Origin of the sequence: Paenibacillus sp. FSL H8-0048 (genome assembly GCF_038002825.1) — a bacterium.
Classification (GTDB): Bacteria; Bacillota; Bacilli; order Paenibacillales; family Paenibacillaceae; genus Paenibacillus_AQ.
The window spans coordinates 2,640,909-2,664,703 of record NZ_JBBODF010000001.1; the positions used below are offsets into that span (position 1 = coordinate 2,640,909).

Annotated in this window: 17 protein-coding genes; 4 read left to right on the forward strand and 13 right to left on the reverse strand. The window is 57.3% G+C overall.

From position 1 onward, the window contains the following. Positions 1-30: 30 nt before the first annotated feature. Positions 31-210, forward strand: a complete 180-nt coding sequence (locus tag NSU18_RS11305) for a hypothetical protein (protein WP_341149044.1) — start codon at positions 31-33, stop codon at positions 208-210. Positions 211-658: 448 nt separating this feature from the next. Here the strand turns inward: NSU18_RS11305 and NSU18_RS11310 are convergent, their stop codons facing one another. The 10 genes from NSU18_RS11310 to NSU18_RS11355 all read right to left on the reverse strand — a co-directional run bounded on the left by NSU18_RS11310 (position 659) and on the right by NSU18_RS11355 (position 15,469). Beyond that, positions 659-3,178 carry a glycoside hydrolase family 88/105 protein gene (locus tag NSU18_RS11310; RefSeq protein WP_341149045.1) on the reverse strand — a complete coding sequence of 840 codons (2,520 nt, stop codon included), beginning with the start codon at positions 3,176-3,178 and terminating at the stop codon, positions 659-661. Next, entirely contained in the window at positions 3,178-4,443 is a 1,266-nt protein-coding gene (locus NSU18_RS11315; protein ID WP_341151026.1) for an FG-GAP-like repeat-containing protein, read from the reverse strand. The genes NSU18_RS11310 and NSU18_RS11315 overlap by 1 nt, the downstream gene beginning before the upstream one ends. Positions 4,444-4,486: 43 nt before the next feature. Beyond that, positions 4,487-5,287 carry a polysaccharide deacetylase family protein gene (locus NSU18_RS11320; RefSeq protein ID WP_341149046.1) on the reverse strand — a complete coding sequence of 267 codons (801 nt, stop codon included), beginning with the start codon at positions 5,285-5,287 and terminating at the stop codon, positions 4,487-4,489. Positions 5,288-5,344: 57 nt separating this feature from the next. Beyond that, positions 5,345-6,040, reverse strand: coding sequence for a DUF1961 family protein (locus tag NSU18_RS11325; RefSeq protein ID WP_341149047.1), 696 nt, complete (start codon positions 6,038-6,040; stop codon positions 5,345-5,347). Further along, positions 6,021-6,176, reverse strand: coding sequence for a hypothetical protein (locus tag NSU18_RS11330; RefSeq protein WP_341149048.1), 156 nt, complete (start codon positions 6,174-6,176; stop codon positions 6,021-6,023). Before NSU18_RS11330 ends, NSU18_RS11325 begins: the two co-directional genes overlap by 20 nt. Positions 6,177-6,514: 338 nt before the next feature. Continuing rightward, positions 6,515-9,376, reverse strand: coding sequence for an exo-rhamnogalacturonan lyase family protein (locus NSU18_RS11335; protein WP_341149049.1), 2,862 nt, complete (start codon positions 9,374-9,376; stop codon positions 6,515-6,517). Between the two features lie 119 nt (positions 9,377-9,495). Then, positions 9,496-11,862: a helix-turn-helix transcriptional regulator gene (locus NSU18_RS11340; protein ID WP_341151027.1), complete on the reverse strand. Its 2,367-nt coding sequence runs from the start codon at positions 11,860-11,862 to the stop codon at positions 9,496-9,498. Positions 11,863-11,952: 90 nt separating this feature from the next. Next, on the reverse strand, positions 11,953-13,554 hold the full coding sequence (locus NSU18_RS11345) for an extracellular solute-binding protein (RefSeq protein WP_341151028.1): 1,602 nt from the start codon (positions 13,552-13,554) through the stop codon (positions 11,953-11,955). Positions 13,555-13,596: 42 nt separating this feature from the next. Then, complete coding sequence (locus NSU18_RS11350; RefSeq protein ID WP_341019708.1) at positions 13,597-14,481, reverse strand: carbohydrate ABC transporter permease; 885 nt, start codon at positions 14,479-14,481, stop codon at positions 13,597-13,599. 16 nt (positions 14,482-14,497) lie between these two features. Beyond that, positions 14,498-15,469: an ABC transporter permease gene (locus NSU18_RS11355; protein WP_445321798.1), complete on the reverse strand. Its 972-nt coding sequence runs from the start codon at positions 15,467-15,469 to the stop codon at positions 14,498-14,500. Between the two features lie 530 nt (positions 15,470-15,999). Here NSU18_RS11355 and NSU18_RS11360 point away from each other — a divergent pair. Continuing rightward, a complete protein-coding gene (locus NSU18_RS11360) occupies positions 16,000-17,991 on the forward strand; it encodes a beta-galactosidase (RefSeq protein WP_341149050.1) in 1,992 nt (663 codons plus the stop codon). Between the two features lie 419 nt (positions 17,992-18,410). Here the strand turns inward: NSU18_RS11360 and NSU18_RS11365 are convergent, their stop codons facing one another. Then, positions 18,411-19,547: a methyl-accepting chemotaxis protein gene (locus tag NSU18_RS11365; RefSeq protein ID WP_341149051.1), complete on the reverse strand. Its 1,137-nt coding sequence runs from the start codon at positions 19,545-19,547 to the stop codon at positions 18,411-18,413. A gap of 17 nt (positions 19,548-19,564) precedes the next feature. Next, the gene (locus NSU18_RS11370) at positions 19,565-20,596 is read right to left on the reverse strand and encodes an FIST signal transduction protein (RefSeq protein WP_341019704.1); all 1,032 of its coding nucleotides are present in this window, start codon (positions 20,594-20,596) and stop codon (positions 19,565-19,567) included. Positions 20,597-20,816: 220 nt separating this feature from the next. Here NSU18_RS11370 and NSU18_RS11375 point away from each other — a divergent pair, with 220 nt between their 5' ends. Together NSU18_RS11375 and NSU18_RS11380 are read left to right on the forward strand one after the other, a co-directional pair. Further along, the gene (locus NSU18_RS11375) at positions 20,817-21,002 is read left to right on the forward strand and encodes a hypothetical protein (RefSeq protein ID WP_341149052.1); all 186 of its coding nucleotides are present in this window, start codon (positions 20,817-20,819) and stop codon (positions 21,000-21,002) included. Between the two features lie 43 nt (positions 21,003-21,045). After that, entirely contained in the window at positions 21,046-21,534 is a 489-nt protein-coding gene (locus tag NSU18_RS11380; RefSeq protein WP_341019700.1) for a YfbM family protein, read from the forward strand. Between the two features lie 878 nt (positions 21,535-22,412). Here the strand turns inward: NSU18_RS11380 and tyrS are convergent. After that, positions 22,413-23,672, reverse strand: a complete 1,260-nt coding sequence (tyrS, locus tag NSU18_RS11385; RefSeq protein ID WP_341151029.1) for a tyrosine--tRNA ligase — start codon at positions 23,670-23,672, stop codon at positions 22,413-22,415. Positions 23,673-23,795: the final 123 nt, after the last annotated feature.

Below are 23,795 nucleotides of genomic sequence, written 5' to 3' on the forward strand. Positions count from 1 at the left end.
AGGATTTACATTCGGAAGGAGGAGCCTATTATGAACAATGAGATTGTTAAAAGTCTGATCCAGCAGGTAACGGAAGAAGTGTTATCCGAGCACCAAGCTGCCTTGGAGCAGAGTGGAAACAGCCAGGCCAGCATTCAACTAGCTGTGCAATTATCCGCCGTTACCACCCTTAAGATCCTTGAAAAGCTTGAGCTCATCGATAAGGATTAACCGCACAGCCTGCCTGTGCTACATACCCGTAGGGCACTACGCGCAAAAAACCCGCAGGAAAAATTTTCCTCCTGCGGGGTTTTGTGTGATTGTGGCGGATTTAGGTGCACTTGTGCTCCTCATTTACGCTTCAGGCCGGCTTTTGGAAAATTCAGGTGCACTTGTGCTCCTCATTCTGACGGCTAAGAGGGATTTATCCCTTTTATTTTAGCTCATCATCCACTTTTATCCGCATCAATGGGATTTATCCCTCTCATTTTCGCTCACCGCCCACTTTCAGCTAAATCAATGGGATTTATCCCTTTGATTTCGGCCCATCGCCCATTTCCAGCTTTTTCAGAGGGATTTATCCCTTTCATTCTGGCTACCAACCTACACATGGCCTACTTCCCCGGTACGTTCGCTCCCAGTAAAATCAAAATTACTTTTCTAAGCCGCCTTCACTACATTATAATTTATACTGCTGTGCCTCCAGCTCCCGTGTGAGCTCAAGCGCTTCAATACCGGCCAGCAGCACTATACCGATTCCGTGAGTATCGTTGAGCTGCCAGGTGAGCTGTTCTTTGTAATATAGTTTGTTGAAGGAATAGCCCGAGCCCCGGCAGACGCCGTAGACATTCCCCTGATAATCGATGCAGTATTCGGCCAGCGCCGTCCAGCCGCGTAACGCTGCATCCGTATAAGGATACGGCTCAGTCAGCCAGCCTCTACGCACGCCGCGCGCAAAAGCATACACAAACATCGAAGAACAGGATGCCTCCGCATAAGAATCGGGATCAGTCAGCACCTGATGCCATAATCCTGCGGCGTCCTGCAGCCGTAAATACCCTTCGCACAGCTGCCGGTAATACTCTAGCAGTTCTTCCCGCTGCGGATGCTGCTCCGGCAGTACCTCCAGCAGCTCAGTCAGCGAGAACAGCACCCATCCGTTGCCTCTCCCCCAGGCTACACCGTTCGGCTTGCTGAATTTGTAGTCATACACATGATGCATAATGCCAAGCTCCGGCTGGAACAGCCGATTGCGGTAATGGAGAAATTGCGACACTGCATCATCCAGATAAGCGGAATCACCCGTCAGCAGATAATACCTGCTCAGGAACGGAGTGCTCATATACAGATCATCGCACCACATTGTTCCCTGCATGAAGTCAGTAGTGCCCCGTGTACGGTAGAGCGCCCCTTCCTTATCGCGGGACTGCTCCTCAGTAATATACCGGGCGATATACGCCGCTGTATCAGGCGCTCCGTGCAGCGGCTGTTCGGCATGGGCAGCGAGCATCGTCGCACCGAAGGAGCCGCAGTCATCCAGTGAGTCCATGAGCGCCAGCTGCTGGTTGATCCCCGGAGCACCATAGCGGCTGCGGTCCCAGAGCGAATAAGCATGAAGCCGGGTACACTGCTCAATATGTCCTCTGGCATAAGCGGAATAATGAGGATCGCCCAGAGCCTGACCTGTTCGCAGCAGACCATACAGGGTTACCCCGAGCGGATAATTCCAGCGGCCGTACAGCGCACTCTCCAGATAGGGCCTGACTGCGCCGCCAGGACGGTCCACTCTCCAAAAGCATTCCTCCGCCCCTTCGCCGAAGGGAGCATTCATAGAAGCTGCCTCCATAGGCTGCGGTGCCGCCGATTGCAGAAACGGACCCAGGTACAGCCATGGCCCGGTCTGCCCTTCCACCGGGTAAGGACTCACCAGCTTCAATGTGCCGATGGAGCTTAAAGCGGCACAAGAGCTATCTTCCGTGTCCCCCGCCTGGACACGGGGAACTGCTTCCGCCGCTTCCAGGCGGAAGCCCCAACCGGGGCCGCCGCACACGGCCTCGACCAGCAGGTCATGGCTGCCGAAGCTTAGCGGCAGCATACACTCAAGGCCGGCACTCTCTTCGGGCTGGATGGCGGCTAGCCTGCCATCCACGTAGACCTTGAGTGCCGCTACATCCCGGCTGCGGAGGGACAGCCGGACGTCCATTCCGCCCGGCGCGCTCACCGCCAGCCTGCTCCAGGCCAGCGCCTTCGCGCCGGGCTCCGCGCCGAGCACGCGCGCGAGGTTCCCGCGCGGCGCCGCGTCATCCGGCCATCCGGCCGCCGGATACCAGACACAACGGGCCGCCAGCGCAGCTTCGGCGGCCTCCGCAGCTTCGCCGCAGCGGACGCGCTGCGAAGGCTCCGCGCGGCGCGCCGCAGCCTCTCCCGCTGGAGCGCCGCCGCCCTCCGGCTGCAGCGTCCATCTGCTCTGCTGCGGCGCGCTGTAGATCCAGCCCTCGCAGCCGCTGCGCTCCGCGGCCGGGGCCAGAAAATGCAGCGGCGCGCCCTTCACGCTCCCGGTGCCAAAAATCCCGCCGCAGCCGGTGCCGACGGCGGTGCATTCCAGCAGGAAGTGATTCCAGCCTGCCTTCAGTCCGGTACGAAAGAACGCCTTGCGGTCCGGGAACACATCATCGTTCAGATTGGACGCGAACACGGCAACGCCATTGACATATACCGTCACCGGACCGAAGCAGCTGAGAGCGAGCGGTATTTCGCTGTCTGCATCGCTCCACAGCTTCCCCCAGGCATAGACAAATTCCCCTTCCTTCAGTTCAGGCAGCCGCTCCTTCAGGTTCAGCCGGTACCGGCAATCCGCCAGCCGCGGAAAGCTGTTCGTAAGGTGCACGCGGTAGACCGGAGGCTGCGGCGGATTCGCACCTATATAGCGGTTCGCTATAACGGCAAGCATCGCTTCCGTATCGTCTCCGGCTGTACGGACGATAGAGTGTCGCGGATGAAAATAGGCAGGAACGCTAGCCTGCGCAACCTCACCTCTGCTGCCCGGCGGGCTACTTTTCACGGTACTCTTCACAGAATCCGCTCTCAATGCACTATCCTGCACGGCATCAGTATTCACCGACTCCGCTCTCAATGCAGCACCCTTCACGGCATGCCCTTCCTCGGTACTCAACACCGCCTTCTCGTCCCCAGTCCCCATCACAGCGCCACCTCACCGCCGGGGTACAGGGTGGAGCTGTACAGCCGTTTGGGCTGGGGCAGCTGCTGCCCGGGGTGGACCGCTTGCAGCGGGAATGCTTCACCGGCATAGACGGCGGCCAGCTCATCCGTATAAATAATGACCTGCTCCGTTCCGCTGCCCAGCAGATCCCCGTGAACGGCGTAGCCCTGCTCGGAGAACTCGGCAACGATATTCATATAGCCGTCATAGAGCGCAGGAAGCACGGCTTCCCCCCGGCGGTACGCCAGAATATAGTCCGGTGCCTCCGGCCAGAACCGGCTGACGGCTTCGACAATGGTAAGCCATCCGTCAGTGGTGCGCTCTTCCTTCCACAGCTCGCAGCCGGATGCGTCCAGCAGGAACATGGCATCCCTGCCCCGCAGGCCCTTGCCGTCGTCCTCGCGGACCAGGCGGTCAAGGCCCGCAATCTGCAGGCCGGGCAGGTCCGGGCGGAACCGCCCGAGCGCCAGATGCTGCGACTCGACAGAGCCTTCGTACCGCCACAGCTCGCGTCCATCACGGCCGTACATCACCGTCACACTGCCGCCGATGACCAGCTCCGGCACCCCGTCCCCGTTCACATCGCCGACCCACAGGCAATCCGCGTGATCCTCCAGATCCTTGCAGCTCCATAGCAGCTTGCCCTCCGCGCTCAGCAGATCATATCCGGCCATAACTTCATCGCGCCCGTCTCCGTCCAGATCGTACACCCAGGGATAATGCCCCACATTGCCCTGATGGGTCCAGAGCAGCCGGAAGTTCCGGTCCAGCGCCCACAGCTGATGGTAGCGGTCTTTGAGAATGATGTCGGAAGGATAGTCCCCGCCTGACAGGTTGGCAATAATGATGCAGTCATGGGCCTCCTTCGCCGGCAGCGGATGAACCGCTTTGACCTTGCCCGTTGCCCCCTCCAGAATATACAGCTGGTCCTTCATCACACACAGCACCTCCAGAGCGCCGTCACCATCGATATCGGCAATCTGCGCCGGATAATCGGAGCCTTGGCTGCCTGCGCCCGGGTCCGGCGTTCCCGTCTGCCACAGCAGACGGCCGTCCAGATTGTAAGCCGTCAGGCACTGCACCTGATGCGGAATATAACGGACATCCTGGCGGTTATCCGGCTGCACCAGCAGCAGTTCGGCCCGGCCGTCCCCGTCCAGATCGCCGAGCAGCATTTTGCATCTTGGACCGGCGGCGGAGATATCCAGCCCGGCCAGCCGGTGCAGCTTTTGACTATGATCCATATGATTCACAATACATCCTCCTTCACTCTATCCCTGCTCTGTATCAGCCTAAATCCTCAGTCTGTCCTCCGGGCACCTCGACTAGCGTACCGTCAACCTCCAGCCAGACAGCAGCCGCTCCCGGATTGTAGACCAAATCCCTTGCTGCCGAGAACAGCAGCCCCCGGCAAGCCTTCATGTAATGCACCAGCTCCAGATTGGTTGCATACCAGATGTCGCCGCGTCCGCCCGCCATGGTGCAGAAGCGCTCCATCAGATCCCAGTTGTGGTCAATGTCGAACTCGTAGCTGTGTCCCCATACATACATCAAGTACAGATACTGCCGCTTATGCAGCCCCACAAAAGCCTCCCCGTGAGCCAGCAGCTCCCGGTTATGATGACAGGTCGCCTGCCACTCCAGCCAGTCCTCCGGGAGGGCGAACCCGCCGCTAGACTGCACTGTGCGGGCATATTCAATGCCCAAATGCGGCAGCAGCGTCTTGATCTCCTGCGTATAGGAGCCGTTCGGATAAGACATCCCGCGCACCGGCTGACGGACCAGTCCTTCCAGCACCCTGCGGTCCTCCATAATCTCCTCCGCGACCAGCTCACGCGGGCAGCGCGCCAGCGTCGGATGACTCCGCGTATGCACGCTGACCTCATGTTCGTGGTAGAGCGCCGCAACCTCATCCGCCCTGATCCGGTCCCCTTCGCCAAGCAGCCCCGAATTCAGATGGAAGCTGCCCTTGATTCCATGCTGGTTGAACAGGCCGACCAGCCGTTCATCCGCCCGCCGTCCGTCATCATAGCTCATGGTCAGCGCCTTATGACGGCCTTGCGGATAGCAGTAATACACTCCCGGCATTGCTGTTAAACCTCCTTATCACCGAATTGTTCATCCGCCCAGCCACCTATCCCAGCTTCAGGGAGCATAGACGACCAGATCACTATATTCCGCTATCAGCGGGGCCATTTGGCGGAAGCCAAGTCTGCCTGCGCCGAGCAGCGGACCGAAGGACGAGCCATCATCCAACCAGTGCAGCACCGGCAATGCATTGATAGCAAAAGTGACAGCAGCCCCCCGCTTCACCAACAGCATCCGGTAGTCCGCAGTCATATCGGCGGTATCCGGCAGCGGGTCAGCGCCTTGGGCGACAAGGTGAAAGCCGTAGCTTTTGCGCAGATTACAGGTATGAAAAGCCCGCTCCTCCTCCCACATCCGGCGAAAATACGAGATATGATAGGCATCCATCTCCCCATGATGGTACTGGTCATATTCGCCCGTGCGGACCGGCAGGGACGGGTCGAACAGATCCTTGCCCCCGGCACCGGCAGCCGCGAAGAACAGAATGGCCAGCCCCGGCTCACGCAGCGGACGGAACCTCCAGGAGATGGCGAGCTCCGCCGGGAACACCTCGGGGCACCACAAGACCACATTCGCCTTCTGCCCCTCCTCAGCCCCCCGGGTGCTCTCCAGCCGCAGCCTTCCCTGCGGAAAAGTAACGACTCCCTCACCTTCCAAGTGGAACCCCTCCGCCTGAGCGGGACCCTCCAACGTATTGCGGTAGATCTCCTGCCAGCCCTCAGGAACGCCTGCATTAGCCTGCTGCACCGTCATTAAACCACCTCACCTTTCCCGGCACCGGCATTATTGTCAACTTCGGCACCGGCCCCCGCGCTAATCTCAGCTTCTGCACCTGTTCATGAACCAGCCTTATCACCAGTTCACGCACCATTCCTGGCAATTCCTCCATCTCTCACATTACCTAAGCTACTAGTAGACCATCAGAATTAAACAGATTTCATTCCATAAATGGGGTAAAGAATGAAGCTGAGTTCGTAGCGAAGCAACAGGGATAAGTGTATTCTGTACATCTAAAAAGAACGAAACGGGTGGACTTCCTCATCTAATTGTAGTCCGTACAACTAAATTTGCCCGGATGGGCGAAAATCCAGAATTAGAGGCATTTTAAGTGCACGAACTACATCTAATCTGAGATTCGGCAGCACATCCGGCGATTTAGTTGTACAAATTACATCTAAGCCCACCCCTTGCAGCCTAATCAGGGTGAGGTAATCCACACTAGCTGCATCACCCGTTCGCCGTACCCGACATTGCCTCCCGTGCAGGCAGAGCTTCAGCAATCAGCTCCAGCGCAATGATCGTATTCAGCGACCACTGCGAGGCCTCATTCGTATTCATCCAGTCAATCTCATCGAGCGCTTCCGTATACATAACCCGCTTCAGTTCCTCCTCCAGCCGGAGCTTCCCGAACGGATTCTCAAGCAGAATGCTCCAGCAGCGTTCCGCCGTAGCCCGGTCATCCTTGACCCACGCGCCGTAGGCGGCAATAGCCACACTCAGCACCGGATGCTCGAAGCGCTGTTTGCCTGTAATCGCACCTCCAGATCTAAGCAGCTGCTCTTCCTCGGGCAAGTTATAGAAGACGCCGAACTCCGCCAGCATGTCCTCCCACTCCGGGTCCTCCAGCATCATCGCCAGCTCGAACCATACCTGCGGCCCGCCCATGCAGATGGCCAGATGCCGTCCCCAGTTGTCATCGCCCATAGGACTGAGAATTCCCGTTGCGGGATCGTATCCATAGGTTGGACCGGAGATCAGGCGCAGATTGGCTGCTTTGATGCAGTCGATGCCGGTGAGGATTTTGTCGCGGTAGGCGGTATCCTGATAACGCTCCCACCGGGTCATCCAATTGGAGCTGAACGCGGCCCAGTCCGGCCCCACCCGTACATGCGTCTTGAATTCATCCTTCGGAAAATATGCCCGCATCGGGTCGAGATTCACCGTGGAATAATCCGCATCCTTCACACTGTCCATGATGTCGCCGGTCCGCTCATCCCCGGTCAGATAATAGTAGTAGCGGTGCAGTCCGGCCATGGCAATCCGTGCCTCCTTGCAGCCGCACCCCCAGTGCACAACATTATGCCGGGAGCCAAGACCCGCATATTCCCCGAAATGATACACATCCACCTCGCTGGTATGGCGGGTCATCGCTTCAGCCATCCGGTAAATATCCGCGCGTCCGGTCCGCAGGAAGCTCACCCACAGCCACATATTCGGCACCAGCTCGGCATTCTGCCAGGCGCAGCCGCCCAGATCATAATTCCAGACATGACGGACCGGATCATAGCTGTGCATGAAGTCGCCGTAATCCCACAGGCCGTACCACTTCCGCTGTTCAATCTCCTTCTGGTAAAAGCTGATGATCCCGTCCAGTCGCTCCTCCAGATACGCCTTGGCCGGCGTGCTCCAGTCCGGCAGGCTCCAGAGTCCAAACGCCCGGGTGCGGTGATAATACTCTGGCTTACAGACCAGCAGCGGCGGTTCATCCGCCTGCTGCTGCATCTGCTGAAACTGCGCATAATCTGGTGTCCGCGAGGTACACCACAAGGTCAGCTCGTTCGTATTGGCGATGCCGTAAGGGGTTGCCCGCAGCTCCTCCGCGCCTTCATAGGAAGACTCGACATGCGTCTTCGTATCATAATGGCGCAGGTCCATCGCCTGTGCCTCCGGCGTCCAGAACCAGACCGTTAACGCCGCTTCCGCGCCGGAGGTGCCAGTGATCTCCAGCCCGGACGGGTGCTTCTGCCAGAAATCCTTCACGCCGGCAGCCAGCCCTCCGCCGTCACAGCCGACATAGCCCAGCCCTCCGGCCCTCCGGCCTTCAGCGCCCTTAATCCAGGTGCAGTCCGGCCCGGTCCGCTTATGCACGGCATAGTGCTCAGACGAATCCTGCACCAGGCAGAAGTCATCCCATACCGCCGAATCCTGGAGCAGGCTGGTGAAGTATGCATCCTCAACCGGGTCAAAGTGCTGGCTCTGCCCCTCAAGCTGTCCGGCGAACATCTCGGCATATTTGCCCCGCGTTCTGCGGGTCTGGAGCGTCTTGGGAGATTCGCTGAAGCTTCCGCCGCTGCCCGCCAGCCGGACATGACGGTTGTACAGCGGACCGCTGAGCGGCACCTTGAACAGCAGGCCCAGCCCCTTGATGAAATCCTGCTGCGGATTGCCGTCATAATAGAAGGTATGCACCAGCCGGATCGACGCAAGCCCGGCATAGAAATAGAGCCGCAAAGTATAAGGAAGCCATTCCCGGACTCCCCTTGTGCTTCTATGCCGCCCGTCCAGCCGGATCACGGCACGCACCGGTCCCCGCTCCTCCAGGCTGGCCTTCAGCGTCACTCCGGTGAACCGTTCCTGCCGCAGCGTCAGCTCCCCGCTGAGGATGTCCCGCTGCTCGCGGAGACAGACCAGTTCGCTTCCGCTGCACACCACATGCTCTGCCGGACAGGGTTGCTTCGCCGCGCCTATAGCTGCACCGGCTGAATCTATACCTGCATCCGAAATTGCACTCATACTCGCATTCGCACCTGCACTCACCTCAGCACCTACGCTCACAGCGCCTGCACACTCACCCTCCGCCTTGCTCATACTCACGCCTGCACCTGCTCCTAACCCCACCTCTGAAGCTCCAGAATATCCGCGATTGCCGTCCGCTCCCCCGGATTCCGCCGTGTCCCGGCGGATAATCCGGGAGATCACACCCGGGCCATGCTTGACCACGGTGCAACGAATGCTGCCGGTATCAACAATATAAGCTTCTTCCGTCTCTTCCACCGATACTTGAAAAGCTGCGGGCAGAGCGCTCTGACCAGCTGAGCGTTCCAGCATATATCCTGCCGCACTCCCTTCCGGGCATACGGCAGAATGCAAAGACCATTTGATGCTGCCGTCCGGCCAATACGCAGCCGGGCAGCTCTGCAGCGGCAGACGGGGGCCATCGTCAGCCCCGCTGCCAAGACATAACGCGTCCAGTTCACCGCGCTTCAGATCTCCTTTGCGCCAAGGGACCCCCCAGGTCACCCCCGCAGCCGCAGCAGGCGGGTTTAACCACCGTAGCTGGACCGGCAGGGCCGAGGATATAGCAGTCATTGTCTGTCATCTCCTTGATGGGACATCACCCGGACGAATGAACCGCTCCCGGAGCAGGAGGCCTGCGGACGCCGGGATTACGGGAAGTGAGCCGCTGTCATTCTGGAGCCGCTCCCCGCTTAGCGGGTTCCATTCTCCTTCTCCCCCTCCTGCCGGCTCAGTTCACGGTAACGTGTCGGAGTGATGTCCTCCTGTTTTTTGAAAATCCGGTTGAAATAGCTCTGCTGATAGCCAACCTGCAAGGCGACATCATTCATCTTCAGATCGGTGTCACGCAGCAGTTCCTTCGCCTTGTTTAGCCGCAGCTCTGTCAGATAATCGATGAAATTCTGCCCGGTGACCCGCTTGAACGACTTGCTGAGGAGAAAAGGGCTGGTGCCTGTATAATCCGCACAGCTGTCCAGCGAGATATTGTCCATATAATGCTGCTGAATGTACAGCATCGCCTGGTCGATGGTCCGCCTGATACCGGCGTCGGAGCGTTCGCACAGCTCCTTCAGGAAAGGAGCAATCACCTGCGTGCGGAACCAGGAGAGAATCAGCCCCGGCTCATGGATCTGCGAGAGGCTGGCATACAGATTCCTGCCGCGCAGCAGCTGGCTCTGGGCCATCCCGGCCTCCAGCACCGCATGAAGGATCGCGCCGAGCAGATGCAGCATCCCCTGCTGTACGTCAATTACCTTCGCACCGCCTGCGGAGAGCGTCTCCAGGAATTCCTCCAGCAGCCGGTCCGCCTCCTCCGCTTCGCCGGTCCGCAGCGCCTGAATCAGCCCGCGCTCCAGCGTGAAGGAATACTGCGGCATAGGTGTGCCCTGCCCCTCGCGCTCCAGCTGCTCCAGGCTGATGATCTGGTTCCCGCCCCCGTACCTGCTGTGGCTTGCCGCCTGCTTCGCCGCCTCGAAGGACCGCGGAATCGCGGAGATGCTCCCGATCCTTGCACTGTAGGCTACTGTAGCCTGAAGCTTAAGCATCCGGCTCAGGGTAGCCGCCAGCTCTTCACCGAAGGCCCCCACGCGGGCCGGGTCCGGGCCGCTCCCCGGTTCCATCAGCAGCATCCCGGAGGTAAGGTCATGCAGATTGACCGTCTCTGCCCGGCCGAAATGCTCCTTAGCAAGCTCCCCGATGATATTAACAGCCGCGAACGACACCAGACTCTCGTCACCGCTGCGGAACTTGGCCTCCAGGCTGGAGATGCCGGTCAGCTGGATATACAGCACCACGAACGTACAGTCCTCCACTTCCCATTTGTACTGCTTCATCCGGCTCTGCAAGTCCTGTTCGGAATAAGCATACAGATACCCCTGGAACAGCTGGTGAAGGAAGCTCTGCTGCACATGCGGAAGCTGCTCTGAGAGCGTGTATTCGAGGGCATGCTGCTGTCCGTGCAGGTTCTGCCAGTGCCGCTCGATCAGCGTCAGCTCATCCACCCGGCCGCCTGCGGCCGCATGCTCAGGGAGCAGGGTCTGGAGCAGGCGGCGGACCGGCGAATAGATTCGGCGGGAAGCAATCCAGGACAGAACCGCCGCCAGCAGCAAGGCACACAGGCTTACCAGAATAATCATCCGGGACAGCCAGACCACCGGAGAGGTGACGCTGGAGATCGGCGAAGCCGACACATACCGCCATTCACTGGCAATCCGCGGGAAATCACCATAGGTCACCGCATACGTAACCCCGTTCCAGTCATACAGAAAGGACCCGCTATCATGGTTGCCTCTGGCTGTAATAGCAGCCCGCAGCGCCGTAACCAGCGGAGTGGACTTCTCCATCCCGCTCCCCGAAATGAAAAGTCCGCCGGATTTCTGCTCCATGAACACCTCCCCCGTGTTATATGGGGTCATGGTCCGCAGCATCGCCGATACCTTCTCTGTATCCATCCGCAGCAGCAGCGCCCCGAAGGGCTGCAGACTGCCGCCGGGGATGTAGTGCACGAGCGTCAGCTCCTTCTGCTCCTGATTCTCCGGATCAAAAGCCCATTCCGTCCAGTACGTGCTCCGCTCCTGCTTCAGCAGCTTCCCGTACAGTACTTCCTCCTCCGCAGCCAGCGTCCCGTACTCTGTGCCGAAGCGCACCGGCTGTCTACCGGCCAGATACAGCTCAACCTGCCGCACCATGGAATTCGAGCCCTGCATGACGACCAGTGTCTTGGTAATATCCCAGGCCCGCTCATGATTCCGGGTGAAATCCATGTTGCTCAGTCCATAGTCGAACTTCGGATCGAACGCCCAGTGGGCCAGCATCAGCTCCAGGTTGGACAATTGATCGTTAATGTTGTCCGCCCTCTGCTCAATCTGCCGGTTATGCATCCTCAGCAGTTCCTTCTCCAGATTCCCCCCGGCCATAAAATAGACCAGCAGCCCGATGATCAGCCCGGGAATGGACGAGACGATCAGTACAATAATGAGATTATTGCGGTAATAACGGCCCTTGCGTCCCGCCCGGCCTCCGGTATACCTGTTCCGTGCTCCTGCCGCTTCATTCTCCATTGCATTCACCAGCCGAATCCTTAGTTTAGAGTTGCAGCCTTGCAGCCGCAGCGGGGACAGACCGGCCGGAGACTGGAGCAGGACCGGACTTTACTTGCCCGCTGAGGCGTACAATTCATTCATTTCCTTCACAAGCTCATCTCCGCCAGTCTTCCGCCATACCTCAAAAGCAGACTTCAAACCGGCCTCATCCATCTGGCCGACAATGAATTTGATACGCGCATCGTTGATTACGTTATCCAGCTGCGAGCCTTTTTGCGTGTAGACTGCCGAGATCAGCGCTTCGGCCGGATTGGTCACAATCGTCGCTTCGTTGGTCTTCTGTACCTCGGTCTGCTTCAGCCGCAGCGGCGTCTGCTTCACCTGCTTCGCCTTGTCCTCCGGGATGAACGGCAGCATCTGGTTCAGGCCCTCCACTTCCGATTCCAGCAGAACCGTATCGCTGGAGCGTTCGATATATCCATCCACCAGCTTGTAATGCACGCCTTCCATTCCATAGTTCAGCATCGTCTGCAGATCCTCGTCATTCAGCCGGTCCAGGAAGGCCAGCACCTGCTTCAGCTCCTCCTCGGTCTTGACCGAAGACTTCGGAATCGCCAGCATGCCGGAGAAGCCGGAGGTCGGAAGAGTATGCAGCGCACCGTCCGCTCCGCTCACACCGCCGATGACATCCATATAATGGCGTTCCGGCTCATCTTTGCCTTCTTTTTCGAGAGCAGCATGAATCTTGTCATCCAGCCGGGCTGCGTTATCGACCACATCGACAATGACACCGGCCTTGTTGTTGACGACCGGATCATTCCATTTGGAGCTGTCCATCACCGCGAAGTCGGCGTTGATCAGCTGCTCGTCGTAGAGCTTTTTCATGAATTTAAGCGCTTCCAAATACCCGGGGTATTCATGCTCAGGCACAAGCTTCCCCTCCTGCACGCCCCACTTGTTCGGGGAACCGAACCACAGCTTCATCGTATCGAAGCCGCTGGCCCACTGGCCGGTCCACTTGACCAGCACCATGCCGTACGTATCCGCCTGGCCGTTGCCGTCCGGGTCCTGCTCCTTGAACGCTCGCAGCATATTATAGAAATCATCCACAGTCTTCGGATTGTCAAGCCCCAGCTTCTCCATCCAGTCCTTGCGGAACACCACGCCGTTACGTCCCAGCGCCCGCCCTCTGTAGATCCCGTAATTCTTGCCGTCGATGGCCGAGTTATTCAGAATGACCTCCTTCGCCCCGCTGAGATTCGGATAATCCTTGAGATACGGACCCACCTCCCAGAACGCGCCGGATCTGGCCGCATTGACGAAGCTGGACGCTTTCACGTCACCTACATACATAATATCAGGCAGCTTGCCGGAAGCCAGCGTAATGTTGAATTTGTCGGCATACGACGCATTCGGCACCCATTCGAAATGGATTTTGGTGTTTGTCAGCTCCTCCAGCTTGGCGGCGACCGGACTGCCGTCCTTCGGATAATTGGTCTTGAAAATCGGCAGCATCAGCGTCAGCTCAAGCGGCTTCTCCCCCTTGGCTGTACCGTCCGTCTTCCCGCTGTCTGCGGCAGGCTCCTTCTCTCCTGCTCCTGCATTCTCCCCATTCCCGCCGCAGCCGGACAATACACTTAGAAGCATAATCATAGCCAACAGCATGAACAACCCTTTTCTCGCAGACCGTGAACCTTCACTCCGCTTCATCTTCTTCATCACTTGGCCTCCCTTTATATGTTGACTAACCGCTTACCCTTTGACTGAACCCAGCATCACCCCTTTGGCAAAATGCTTCTGCAGAAACGGATAGACGCACATAATCGGCAGGGTGCCGACTACGATGACCGCCATTTTGATCGACTGCTCGGGCGGCTGCACGAAATTCGGGTCCATGGAGCTGAGATCCCCCGCTGCCGACTGGGACAGCATGACGATCTGGCGCAGCATCACCTGCAGCGGCCACTTGGACGGATCATTGATGTAGAGCAGCGCCGAGAAGAAGTTATTCCAGTGTCCAACCGCATAAAAGAGCGTAAACGTCGCCAGCACCGGCTTCGACAGCGGCAGTACAATCCGCCACAGCAGCCCGAGCTCCGTGCAGCCGTCGATACGGGCAGCCTCCTCCATCTCGGCGGGAAGCTCCTGGAAAAAGTTCTTCACAATAATCAGGTTGAAGGCGCTGATCGCCCCCGGAAAGATCAAGGCATTCAGCGTATCGAGCAGATGCAGCTCGCGGATTACCAGATAGGTGGGAATCATCCCGCCCCCGAACAGCATCGTGAAGATGACTAGATTGAGGATCAGATTGCGGCCCATCAGGTAACGCTTTGCCATCGGATAAGCCATGGTAACCGTGAAGAACAGATTGACTGCTGTCCCGATCACCGTCACGTACAGCGACACCCCGATGCTGCGGACAATGGTATCTGTGGAGAAAATAAACCGGTAAGCATCCAGCGAAATCGTCGTCGGAACGAGAAACACAGCGCGCTTCGTAATTTCCGCCTCGGTGGCGAAGGAACCGGCGACGACAAACAGGAACGGCAGAATGGCCGCGATCCCGATGATGCCCAGCACCAGGTAATTAAAGACGTCAAAGGTAATCTCTCCGGCGCTGCGGTAACGTTTAGCCACACTCTTGGCCTCCTTTTCAATATAATCCCGATTCGCCTGACTTCTTGGCGAGCCAGTTGGTGCCGAGCACCAGCACGACCCCGATGACTGATTTGAACAAGCCGACGGCGGTGCTGTAGCTGAATGCCCCCTGGGTAATCCCCAGCGCATACACATAGGTATCGAAGACCTCGGCCACCTCGCGGTTCAGCGCATTCATCATCAGATAGATCTGCTCGAACCCGTTATCCAGAATCGTGCCCATCCGCAGAATTAGCAGAATGACAATCGTACTGCGGATCGCAGGCAGCGTAATATGCCAGGTCTGGCGCCAGCGGCTGGCTCCGTCCACCACGGCAGCTTCATATTGCTCCACATCGACACCGGCCAGCGCAGCGAGGAAAATAATCGTCCCCCAGCCGCATTCCTTCCAGATGGTCTGCAGAATAATCATCGGGCGGAACCAGTCAGGATTGGCGAGGAAATCAATTTTGCGCCCGGTAACCGTGAAGAGGAATTCATTGACCGCACCGCCCTGTGTCGTAAGGAACACGTAGGAGATACTGGCGACGATGACCATAGAGATGAAGTGGGGCACGTAGATCAGCGTCTGAATCGTCCTTTTGTAGAAGGACAGCCGGATCTCATTCAGCAGCAGGGCCAGGATAATCGGTGCCGGGAAAAAGAACACCAGGTTATACAGCGACAGCACCAGCGTATTGCGCAGCAGCATGAAGAAATCAGGGTTCTGAAAAAACGTGCGGAAATGCTCAAGGCCCACCCAGCTGCTCTGCCAGAAGCCCAGAAATGGCTGGTAATCCTTAAAGGCGAGCAGCACTCCCCACATCGGCACATATTTGAACACCAGGAAATACAGGAGTCCGGGGCTGAGCAGTATGTAGAGCCATTTGTCCCGCTTCAGACGTCTGAAGCGCTGCTCGCGCCTGCTGCGGCGGAAGCTTGTGCCCGCGCTGAGCTCTGCTGCCCCCATTGCCGCTCCTTGCTTCATTTACATTCACCTCCGTATGGATAAGCAACCTTCGCAATGCCCTGCACTTCACTGCATTGCCGTGGCTGCGCTTTCTATTATGGTTGGCGGGTGTTTTTCCGGCAATCGGACTTTTTGGACAGCGATTTGTACGTTTTCTGCGCCGCTTCCGCAATAAAGTCCAAAACCGGCAAAAGTTTACTATTGATTGTGGGGGGCGGACACTATATAGATTGAAATGATAATTTCATTTTTGGGAGAATCGTGACTCCAGAGAAGTTTTGGGCTTCCGGCCGCTGCCCTTCTGCAGATTTCTTTGATTAGACCGCTGTTCGCGGTAGAAATCCGCAGACAGCTGATGCTGTAGATAGCGAGCTTTCCTGCGGAAAGCTTTCAGGCGGACGCTACCGCTCCTACAGCTCCAAAATTCCCCTCCGCCACTCCTCCCAAAATTTATGTTTTCAAGTTCAAACTATATAGCTTAGGGATGGGGAATAGAAAGATAAGATCATACAGAGCCCGTATGGGGCTTTTTCCAGGAGGTTAAAAGAATGAAGCAAAAACTATATTACGGAGCCGCATGGTACCCGGAGCTGTGGGGGGAGGCTGAGCGGCAGCAGGATCTTCGGCTCATGCAGGAGACCGGCATTAATCTGGTACGGATGGGCGAATTCATCTGGTCACTGCTGGAGCCGGTGGAGGGTTCCATCGATGTCCAGCCGTTCGCTGAGCATATCCGTCAGCTTCATGATCACGGCATCGATACAGTCATGTGTACGCCGACCGCAACCCCGCCAATCTGGCTGACTCACAGGCACCCGGAGCGCCTGCACATCCGGGCAGACGGAGCGGTGATGAGCCACGGGTCCAGACAGCATGTCTGCACGAATAATCCTTATTTCCGGCAGCGGGCTGCGGTAATTACGGAAGAACTGGCTAGGGTGCTGGGGCAGCTCCCTGGCCTTGCCGCCTGGCAGCTCGACAATGAGCTGAAGGCGCATGTGGCGGAATGCATGTGCGGGTCCTGCCGCTCCCTGTGGCAGGAGTGGCTGGAGCACCGCTACGGCAGTATCGGAGAGCTGAATGATGCATGGGGAACCGGCGTGTGGAGCCAGACGTACCAGCGGTTTGACCAGGTACCGCAGCCGGTGGCTACGCCTTTCCTGCATAATTCATCGCTCGTCACCCAGTACCGCTTGTTCCAAATGGAGAAGGTTGCGGAGTTCGCTGGGGAACAGGCGGCGATCATCCGCCGCTATTCGGCGGCTCCGATCACGCACAACAGCAATGTTCCTTTTCATCTGGACAATGAGCAGCTGTTCCGGGAGCTTGATTTCGCTTCATTCGACACCTACGCCTCTCAGGCCAACAGGCACGCTTATCTGCTGAACTGTGATTTGTGGCGCGGGTTCAAGCCCGGGCGGGATTTCTGGCTGATGGAGACCGGCCCGGCCTATGCCGCTTCGCTGACAAGCTACGGCGAGCCGCACCCGGACGGCTATCTTACCGCCGAAGCTGTGGCCGCCTACGCGCTGGGAGCAGGCGCCTTCTGCTATTGGCTGTGGCGGCAGCAGCGCACAGGCAGCGAGCAGCCGCACAGCTCGATCATCAGCGCGTGGGGCCAGCCTGCGCTCGGGTATGACAATGTGCGCGCGGCTTCTGCCGCCAGGCTGCAGATTGAGCCGCACATGCTGAATACCCGGCCGGTGCAGGCCGAGGTGGCGATTACTTATTCGGACCGGGCCAAGGCGTTCCTGGCCACGGAGCCGCACCGGCAGCTGAACTACCGTTCCCTGCTGGGAGACTTCTACCGACGGATTCTCGATCTGGGGATTCACCGTGACCTGCTGCCAGAAGGCGGCGATCTCAGCGGCTATAAGCTGCTGTTCACGCCCTTCATACATTATCTGTCGCCGGAATACATGGCGCGGGCGCTTGACTTCACTGCGGGCGGCGGCATCTGGATCTGCGGCCCGCTCAGCGGAGGCCGCACCGCCGAGCATACGCTGCATACGGATGCTGCTTTGGGTGAGCTGGAGCGCCTGGCCGGCGTCTGCTCTAAGTTCGTCTACCCGATGGAGGGAACGGGCAGCATCGGGGAGGCCTTCGGCTGCTCCGCACCGCTGTCGCTGTGGAGCACGGTGTTCGAGCCACTGCCGGACGGAGCCTCCGTAATCGGCGTCATTGCGGAGGGACGGACACCGGGCCTGGCCTACCTGACCGAGCAGCCCTATGGCCGGGGAGCCATCGTGATGCTCGGCTCGCTGCCCTCAGGCAGCGAAGGCGACAAGCAGCTATGCGCGCTGATTGAGCATTATGCCGCCCGCGCCGGAGTCACCCGGCGCAGTGATGTCACACCGGGCAGCATTCTCTGCCCGAGATGCGGCGCTTCCGGTGTGCTGTGGACGCTCGTCAACATGGACGGTCTTGGCGGCAGCGTCACCTTGCCGCGCAGCGGGCAGGATGTGTTGACCGGCACTGCCGTGCCTGCCGGTCCGCTATCACTTGGCGCTTATGAATACAAGCTGATCGCCCTGCAGTAGTGGAACATCCTCCTGCCGATGGCGGAGAGCCCCGCCTCACCGCAACAAGTGGAAAAATGCAGCTTGCTATGCTGATTTCCAAGGGATTTCCGGAAGCAAGTGGATAAACAACAACTAATCATGGCTGTTTTAGCCAGCTTCGGGGAAATGGTTTCATTTAAGTGCTGTTTATCCAATTACTGTTTTGGCAGAGGGCGGTTCTCGCTCAGCAGGTGGAGTTTATCCAACTCTTTCCCTCCCGCATCATTCGCGAGTTGCCTAGTCCTACGGCGCGTGACTCTTAGGCTGGCTGGACCCCTCCCTCTTAGCGGTGTTTCACCAGCAAGAGGAGGAGCGCTTACCTGGGTCCACGCTGGGCACAACACAAAAACACCCGGCAGCCTCTCCCGCCGCCGGGTGTTTCCTTTTACCACATCTGATTATACGTTAGTCTCCTCTGCTTCTTCCGCCTGCTGGAGCAGCCCGATCTGATGCAGATGATTCAGCAGCTGCTGGTAATGGTCGGCCTTCTTCTGAACGGTAAGAACCAGCTTACGGAACTGGCCTGTGTCCTGGCCCGATTTGTCCAGAATACGCAGCAGGTCGCTGTTGATCTGCTCCACATCCTCCATGCTGCTCTCCTGGGACTCCTGGATTTTCTCCAGATGCTCGAAGACCTGCTCCTCTGCTTCTACAATCTCATTCATGTATAACGTGGACTCACCGATCTTCGCCGTGGTCTCGTTCATCGCGAGCGTTCCATCCCCGGACTTGCTGTGAATCTGCTCCATGACGCGGGTCATTCCTGATAGTGAACCCATGATCTCCTTCACATGGCTGCGGGTGCTGTCAGCAAGCTTGCGGATCTCCGTGGAGACAACGGCGAAGCCGCGTCCATGCTCACCGGCCCGCGCCGCCTCAATCGCCGCATTCAGCGAGAGCAGATTCGTCTGCTCGGCAATATCCGTGATAATCCTGGCCAGCTGCTCAATGCTGTGGAAATGCTCCCGCAGATCCTCATTCAAAGTAACGAACTCCGTAAATACCTCCGAGGCCTTCTGCATTTCCGCAGAGATCTGGATATTGGCTTCCTTGGCAAACTCGATTTTATTGGAGGAGTAGGATAAGCTGCCGTACATTTCATTAATCAGATCTTCAGTCTGTCCGTTGTTGGCTTTCAAATGCTCCAGGAGCTGCTGGGTCCCGGCGATTTGGCCGATCATCTCCCCGCCGCCTGCCCGCAAAGCCTCGAAGTCCTCCACCAGTTGGGCCTCTTCCTTGAGGATAGCTCCAGTCTCAAGGCGGATCTGCTCCGCCAAGGTATAAGCATGTTCCCCATAAGACACCGAGTCTGAAGTGTGAGCAGACGGCCCTTCGTTACCGTTACCGCCAGCTTCATCTAATGCGACTTTTCCCGCTGCTTTAACCGTTTCTGTTGATGCGGCCGTACCCTTAGCCCCGATCACACGCTCTGCCATGGCTTTCTCCGCTAACCCGCTTGTATTACTGTGACTTTGAACGCCTGCAACAGAGGGGGTTCTCCCCCAAGCTGTGCGCAGTTTACTTAACCACTCCATCCGATTTCAACTCTCCCTTATTCAACCAGCAGCAGAATCATCGTCTGATTGGCATGCTTAGTATAATATTGCTCTCCATAGCTGATGAAGCCTGTAGTGTTACCGCAGAACCCAAGCATTTTCCCGTCAAAAGCTCCCCAAAGACCGTCACGTGTAAACAGTTGGTCCCGCAGCGTACAGTTAATATTGAGGACAAACGAAGGCTTGAACGGACTGCCGCCCAGCGTCTCCTCCAGCACTGCCAGCGGATCGGCTGAACTAAGCACCTCCACATAAGTACTAGACATAATCTGGCTGTAAAAGGTGACAGAGCCATCCGGATGAACCGCCTTCGGGGAGGCTATGATCCAATCATCCTCGTATCTTTTGCCCAGCGGGCTGCTCAGAAAATGCTCTGCCAGCTCCTTCTCCGGCACACCCAGGACACGCGCATATTCCCCGGCTGCAGGCCGCCCGTTGAAGGAATAGACCCGTCTGCCGAACACATCGGCTTCTGTCACCAGCAGCGTCTTCCCGGACGGGACATATATATTCTCTTTGATCAGGGCGGTGCGGGCAGGCATATTGAAATAAATCCCCAGGTTCCGTACCCGCCGGGTTCCTATATAGAGGTAAGTCTCGCCGCGCTCATCGTCAGCCGCACTGCCGCCAATCACCTTAAATTGCGGGGCCATGAAATACAGCGAGGAGAGCAGCATCTCTTCCATCCCGCCTGTGCCGTCACAGAGCAGCATCAGAAAAGCATTCGGATTGCCCCGGACCTTGCGGTAAGCAATCTCCAGCGTGCTTGCGCTAAGCACGGGAGGGTGCAGAATGCCCACAATCTCTGCTATACCGGCTTCAAATTCGAAACCAGTAATTACACCGCTGCGGTAGCCCTGCGGAGTATATTCCCCCTTGGTTGAGCACAATACTGCCCGCGATGGCGCATGACGGGATAATTCCCGGACAGCCGCAGCCGCAGCGAACAGCACCAGGCCACGGTTCACATCCAGCTTCTCCAGATAGTGCCTGGCCTCGTCCAAGGTGTCAAAAGTTACAGCAATCATTATGTATACCAAACCTTCCTTTGCGGGACTTCCTCCCGCATACTGTTACTGAAAAATTAAACTATATTTTTCAATACTACTATGGTAAAACCAGAACCAGGTTCATTGTCTGTGAACAATGTCTCAGCCTGTGCCGGGTTTCCATGGAACAAGGTTGAGCCCTTTCTGCAAACCCTGTATCATGAATATATCACAGATCAGAGAAAAGAGGCTTCGGCACATGACCTATTCCCAACGCTCCACCCACCCTGCCGCCGCATCCGACTACACGTATCTGGAGTATCAGTTCGGCATAGCCGCCGATGAATTGGAAGTTGCTGTGAAGGCGCAGGATGAGCCCCGGGCAGAAGCTATCCGCCTTAAGATTGCTGAACTCGAAGACAAGCTTGCGCTGCTTGAAGATTAAACACAACTACTCTATCCTAAGTTATGGAAGGACGGCTGATATAATGGCGATACGCGGATATTACTTTGCAATGGAAGATGAACTGGTGCAGCAGATTGCCGCAGGGAGCACCCCGATTGAGAGCTTGAACATAGACAAATACCCGGGGCTGGATATCGACCGTGCCTGGGAGGCTATTCACTATCTGCTGTGCGGTGATATATCGGACGGGCCTGCGCCGCTTGGATATGTGGTTCCGCTGCATTCAGACCAGGGCATCGAGTTCGGGGCATACGGGGCATTCTGCCTGCGTGCCGGACAAGTGGCCGAAGCGCTTGACGCCATCTCCGGGCTGGATGAAGCGCAGCTGCGCCAGCAGTATGATTTCCAGACCATGGCCGAGGAGGAGGTCTACCCGCTGGACCCGGATACGGTGTCTGACGATGATGCGGATGCGTTCTTTGCCTACCTGCTCCAGTTCTTCACCGAGATCCAGCGGTTCTACAGCCAGACTGTGGCCGCTGGTAAAGGAATTATTTTCTATTTGTTTTGAAGCCTGGCTCTCCCGTCAGATGATGCGCTGGACTGGGGGGGTCGGGCGGATGAGGTGCGTGCGCCGAATTCGGGTGCACTTGTGCACCTGATGGCTCCCTCTTACCACTCTGCAGCCCCTCTGAGGGATTTATACACTTGATTTCCTCATTCAGCCTAACTCCAGCGATATCTGAGGGATTTATACACTTGATTTGCTCATTTAGCCCACTTCCAGCAATATATGAGGGATTTATACATTTGATTTGCTCATTTAGCCCACTTCCAGCAATATATGAGGGATTTATACATTTGATTTTCTCATTTAGCCCACTTCCAGCAATATATGAGGGATTTATCCCTCTGATTTCACCACGCAGCCCACGCAGCCACGCTTCCGGCCTACTGCGGTCAGGAACAGGCTGCGAGACCAACCTGCACCCCGCGGCCACCAAAAAAGGCTATCCCCGTCACTGCTGACAGCGGGATAGCCCAATCACTCAGTTACTTCACACCATTCTTACTCTAGCTCACCTAGCCAAATCACACTCATCTATTACACTCTAACTCACCTAGCTCGCCCTTTGTCATCTGCCTCACTCTGGCTCACTTAGCTCACCCTATGTCATCTGTCTCACTCTGGCCCACCTTGCTCACCCTATGCCATACGGCTCACTCTGGCCCACCTTGCTCACCCTATGCCATACGGCTCACTCTAGCTCACCTAGCTAAATCACACTCATCTCTATCTCATTCTAGCTCAACTAAGCTCACTCTGGCCACCATCAACCACGTGCCAGTTCACCCTCAGCCTCGCTCCAGCCTAACACCGCTCCGGATCTGGCTCAACTTCAGGCCCGCTTACTCGCCTTCCGCAATCCATCACCCGGCAGCCTGCGCTTAGACGAGCTTCACCAGGCTGTAGTTCTTCTTGCCTTTGCGGACGATGATGAATTTGCCGCCGATGGCGTCTTCGGCTGTAATCTCCGTCTCCAGCTCATTCACGCGCTCGCCGTTGATCGAGATCGCGCCTTTGGTAATATCCTCGCGCGCCTGGCGCTTGGACGGCTCAATGCCGAGTTCCACCAGCCAGTCTACAATGTTCTTGGTCTCTTTGCCTGCTGTGAAGGTCGGCATTTCCTTGAAGCCTTCCTCGATCTCATCCGCAGTCAGCGAGCGGATATCGCCGCTGAACAGCGCTGCGCTGATGCGCTTGGCCTGCTCCAGCAGCTCCTCGCTGTGCACGAAGCGGGTCATTTCCTCAGCCAGCGCTTTTTGCGCTTCGCGTTTATGCGGTTCGGTCGCTACCTTCTCCTCCAGCGCTTCGATCTCCTCTTTGCTCAGGAAGGTAAAGTACTTCAGGTATTTGACCACATCGCGGTCATCGGTGTTCGCCCAGAACTGGTAGAACTCGTAAGGCGTGGTCTGCTTCGGATCGAGCCAGATGGCGCCGCCGGCGGTTTTGCCGAACTTGGTGCCGTCGGCCTTCAGCATGAGCGGGATCGTGAGACCGAAGGCTTTGGCTTCGTTGCCCTCTTTTTTACGGATCAGATCCAGGCCGCTGGTAATATTGCCCCATTGGTCCGAGCCGCCGACCTGAAGCTGCACATCCTCATGCTGGTACAGATGCAGGTAGTCAATGGACTGCAGAATCTGGTATGAGAACTCTGTGAACGAGATCCCGCTGTCCAGGCGGCTCGCTACTACGTCCTTGGCCAGCATCGTGTTGATGCTGAAGTTTTTGCCGATATCACGCAGGAATTCGATGACATTCATATCCTTGGTCCAGTCGTAGTTATTCACCATCCGCACCTGATTGTCGCCATCGGTAATGAACAGCTTCTTCATCTGGGCGGTCAACGCATCTACGTTCTCCTGCACCTGCTCCAGCGTCTGCAAAGAGCGCTCGCTCTGGCGTCCGCTCGGATCGCCGATGGTTCCCGTAGCTCCCCCGATCAGAATCACCGGACGGTGGCCGGCCAGCTGGAAGCGGCGTAGCATCATGAATGGAATCAGATGGCCGATATGCATACTGTTGCCCGTCGGGTCCACGCCGCAATACAGCGATACCGCCTTACTCTCCGTCAATTCACGCAGTCCGTCCGCATCTGTCTGCTGGTTAATGGCATCGCGCCACAATAGCTCGTCGATAATGTTCAACATGTACAGCCCCTTTTGTGTAAGTGATTATTCTATATCGCTTGGTATCCGTCAAAAAAGCAGCAGCAAAGCCGCATCAGCCTCAGAAGCTGAAGGTCCGCCACGCATCCAGCCAGCAAACTG

What these genes read in the sequence shown, in the direction of transcription:
- NSU18_RS11370 (WP_341019704.1), bottom strand. Translation starts at nt 20,596, where the DNA reads ATGATTGCTGTAACTTTTGACACCTTGGACGAGGCCAGGCACTATCTG.
- NSU18_RS11380 (WP_341019700.1), top strand. Translation starts at nt 21,046, where the DNA reads ATGGCGATACGCGGATATTACTTTGCAATGGAAGATGAACTGGTGCAG.
- NSU18_RS11365 (WP_341149051.1), bottom strand. Translation starts at nt 19,547, where the DNA reads ATGGAGTGGTTAAGTAAACTGCGCACAGCTTGGGGGAGAACCCCCTCT.
- NSU18_RS11305 (WP_341149044.1), top strand. Translation starts at nt 31, where the DNA reads ATGAACAATGAGATTGTTAAAAGTCTGATCCAGCAGGTAACGGAAGAA.
- NSU18_RS11355 (WP_445321798.1), bottom strand. Translation starts at nt 15,469, where the DNA reads ATGAAGCAAGGAGCGGCAATGGGGGCAGCAGAGCTCAGCGCGGGCACA.
- NSU18_RS11345 (WP_341151028.1), bottom strand. Translation starts at nt 13,554, where the DNA reads ATGAAGCGGAGTGAAGGTTCACGGTCTGCGAGAAAAGGGTTGTTCATG.
- NSU18_RS11340 (WP_341151027.1), bottom strand. Translation starts at nt 11,862, where the DNA reads ATGGAGAATGAAGCGGCAGGAGCACGGAACAGGTATACCGGAGGCCGG.
- NSU18_RS11310 (WP_341149045.1), bottom strand. Translation starts at nt 3,178, where the DNA reads ATGGGGACTGGGGACGAGAAGGCGGTGTTGAGTACCGAGGAAGGGCAT.
- NSU18_RS11325 (WP_341149047.1), bottom strand. Translation starts at nt 6,040, where the DNA reads ATGACGGTGCAGCAGGCTAATGCAGGCGTTCCTGAGGGCTGGCAGGAG.
- NSU18_RS11360 (WP_341149050.1), top strand. Translation starts at nt 16,000, where the DNA reads ATGAAGCAAAAACTATATTACGGAGCCGCATGGTACCCGGAGCTGTGG.
- NSU18_RS11320 (WP_341149046.1), bottom strand. Translation starts at nt 5,287, where the DNA reads ATGCCGGGAGTGTATTACTGCTATCCGCAAGGCCGTCATAAGGCGCTG.
- NSU18_RS11335 (WP_341149049.1), bottom strand. Translation starts at nt 9,376, where the DNA reads ATGACTGCTATATCCTCGGCCCTGCCGGTCCAGCTACGGTGGTTAAAC.
- NSU18_RS11315 (WP_341151026.1), bottom strand. Translation starts at nt 4,443, where the DNA reads ATGGATCATAGTCAAAAGCTGCACCGGCTGGCCGGGCTGGATATCTCC.
- NSU18_RS11330 (WP_341149048.1), bottom strand. Translation starts at nt 6,176, where the DNA reads ATGGAGGAATTGCCAGGAATGGTGCGTGAACTGGTGATAAGGCTGGTT.
- NSU18_RS11375 (WP_341149052.1), top strand. Translation starts at nt 20,817, where the DNA reads ATGACCTATTCCCAACGCTCCACCCACCCTGCCGCCGCATCCGACTAC.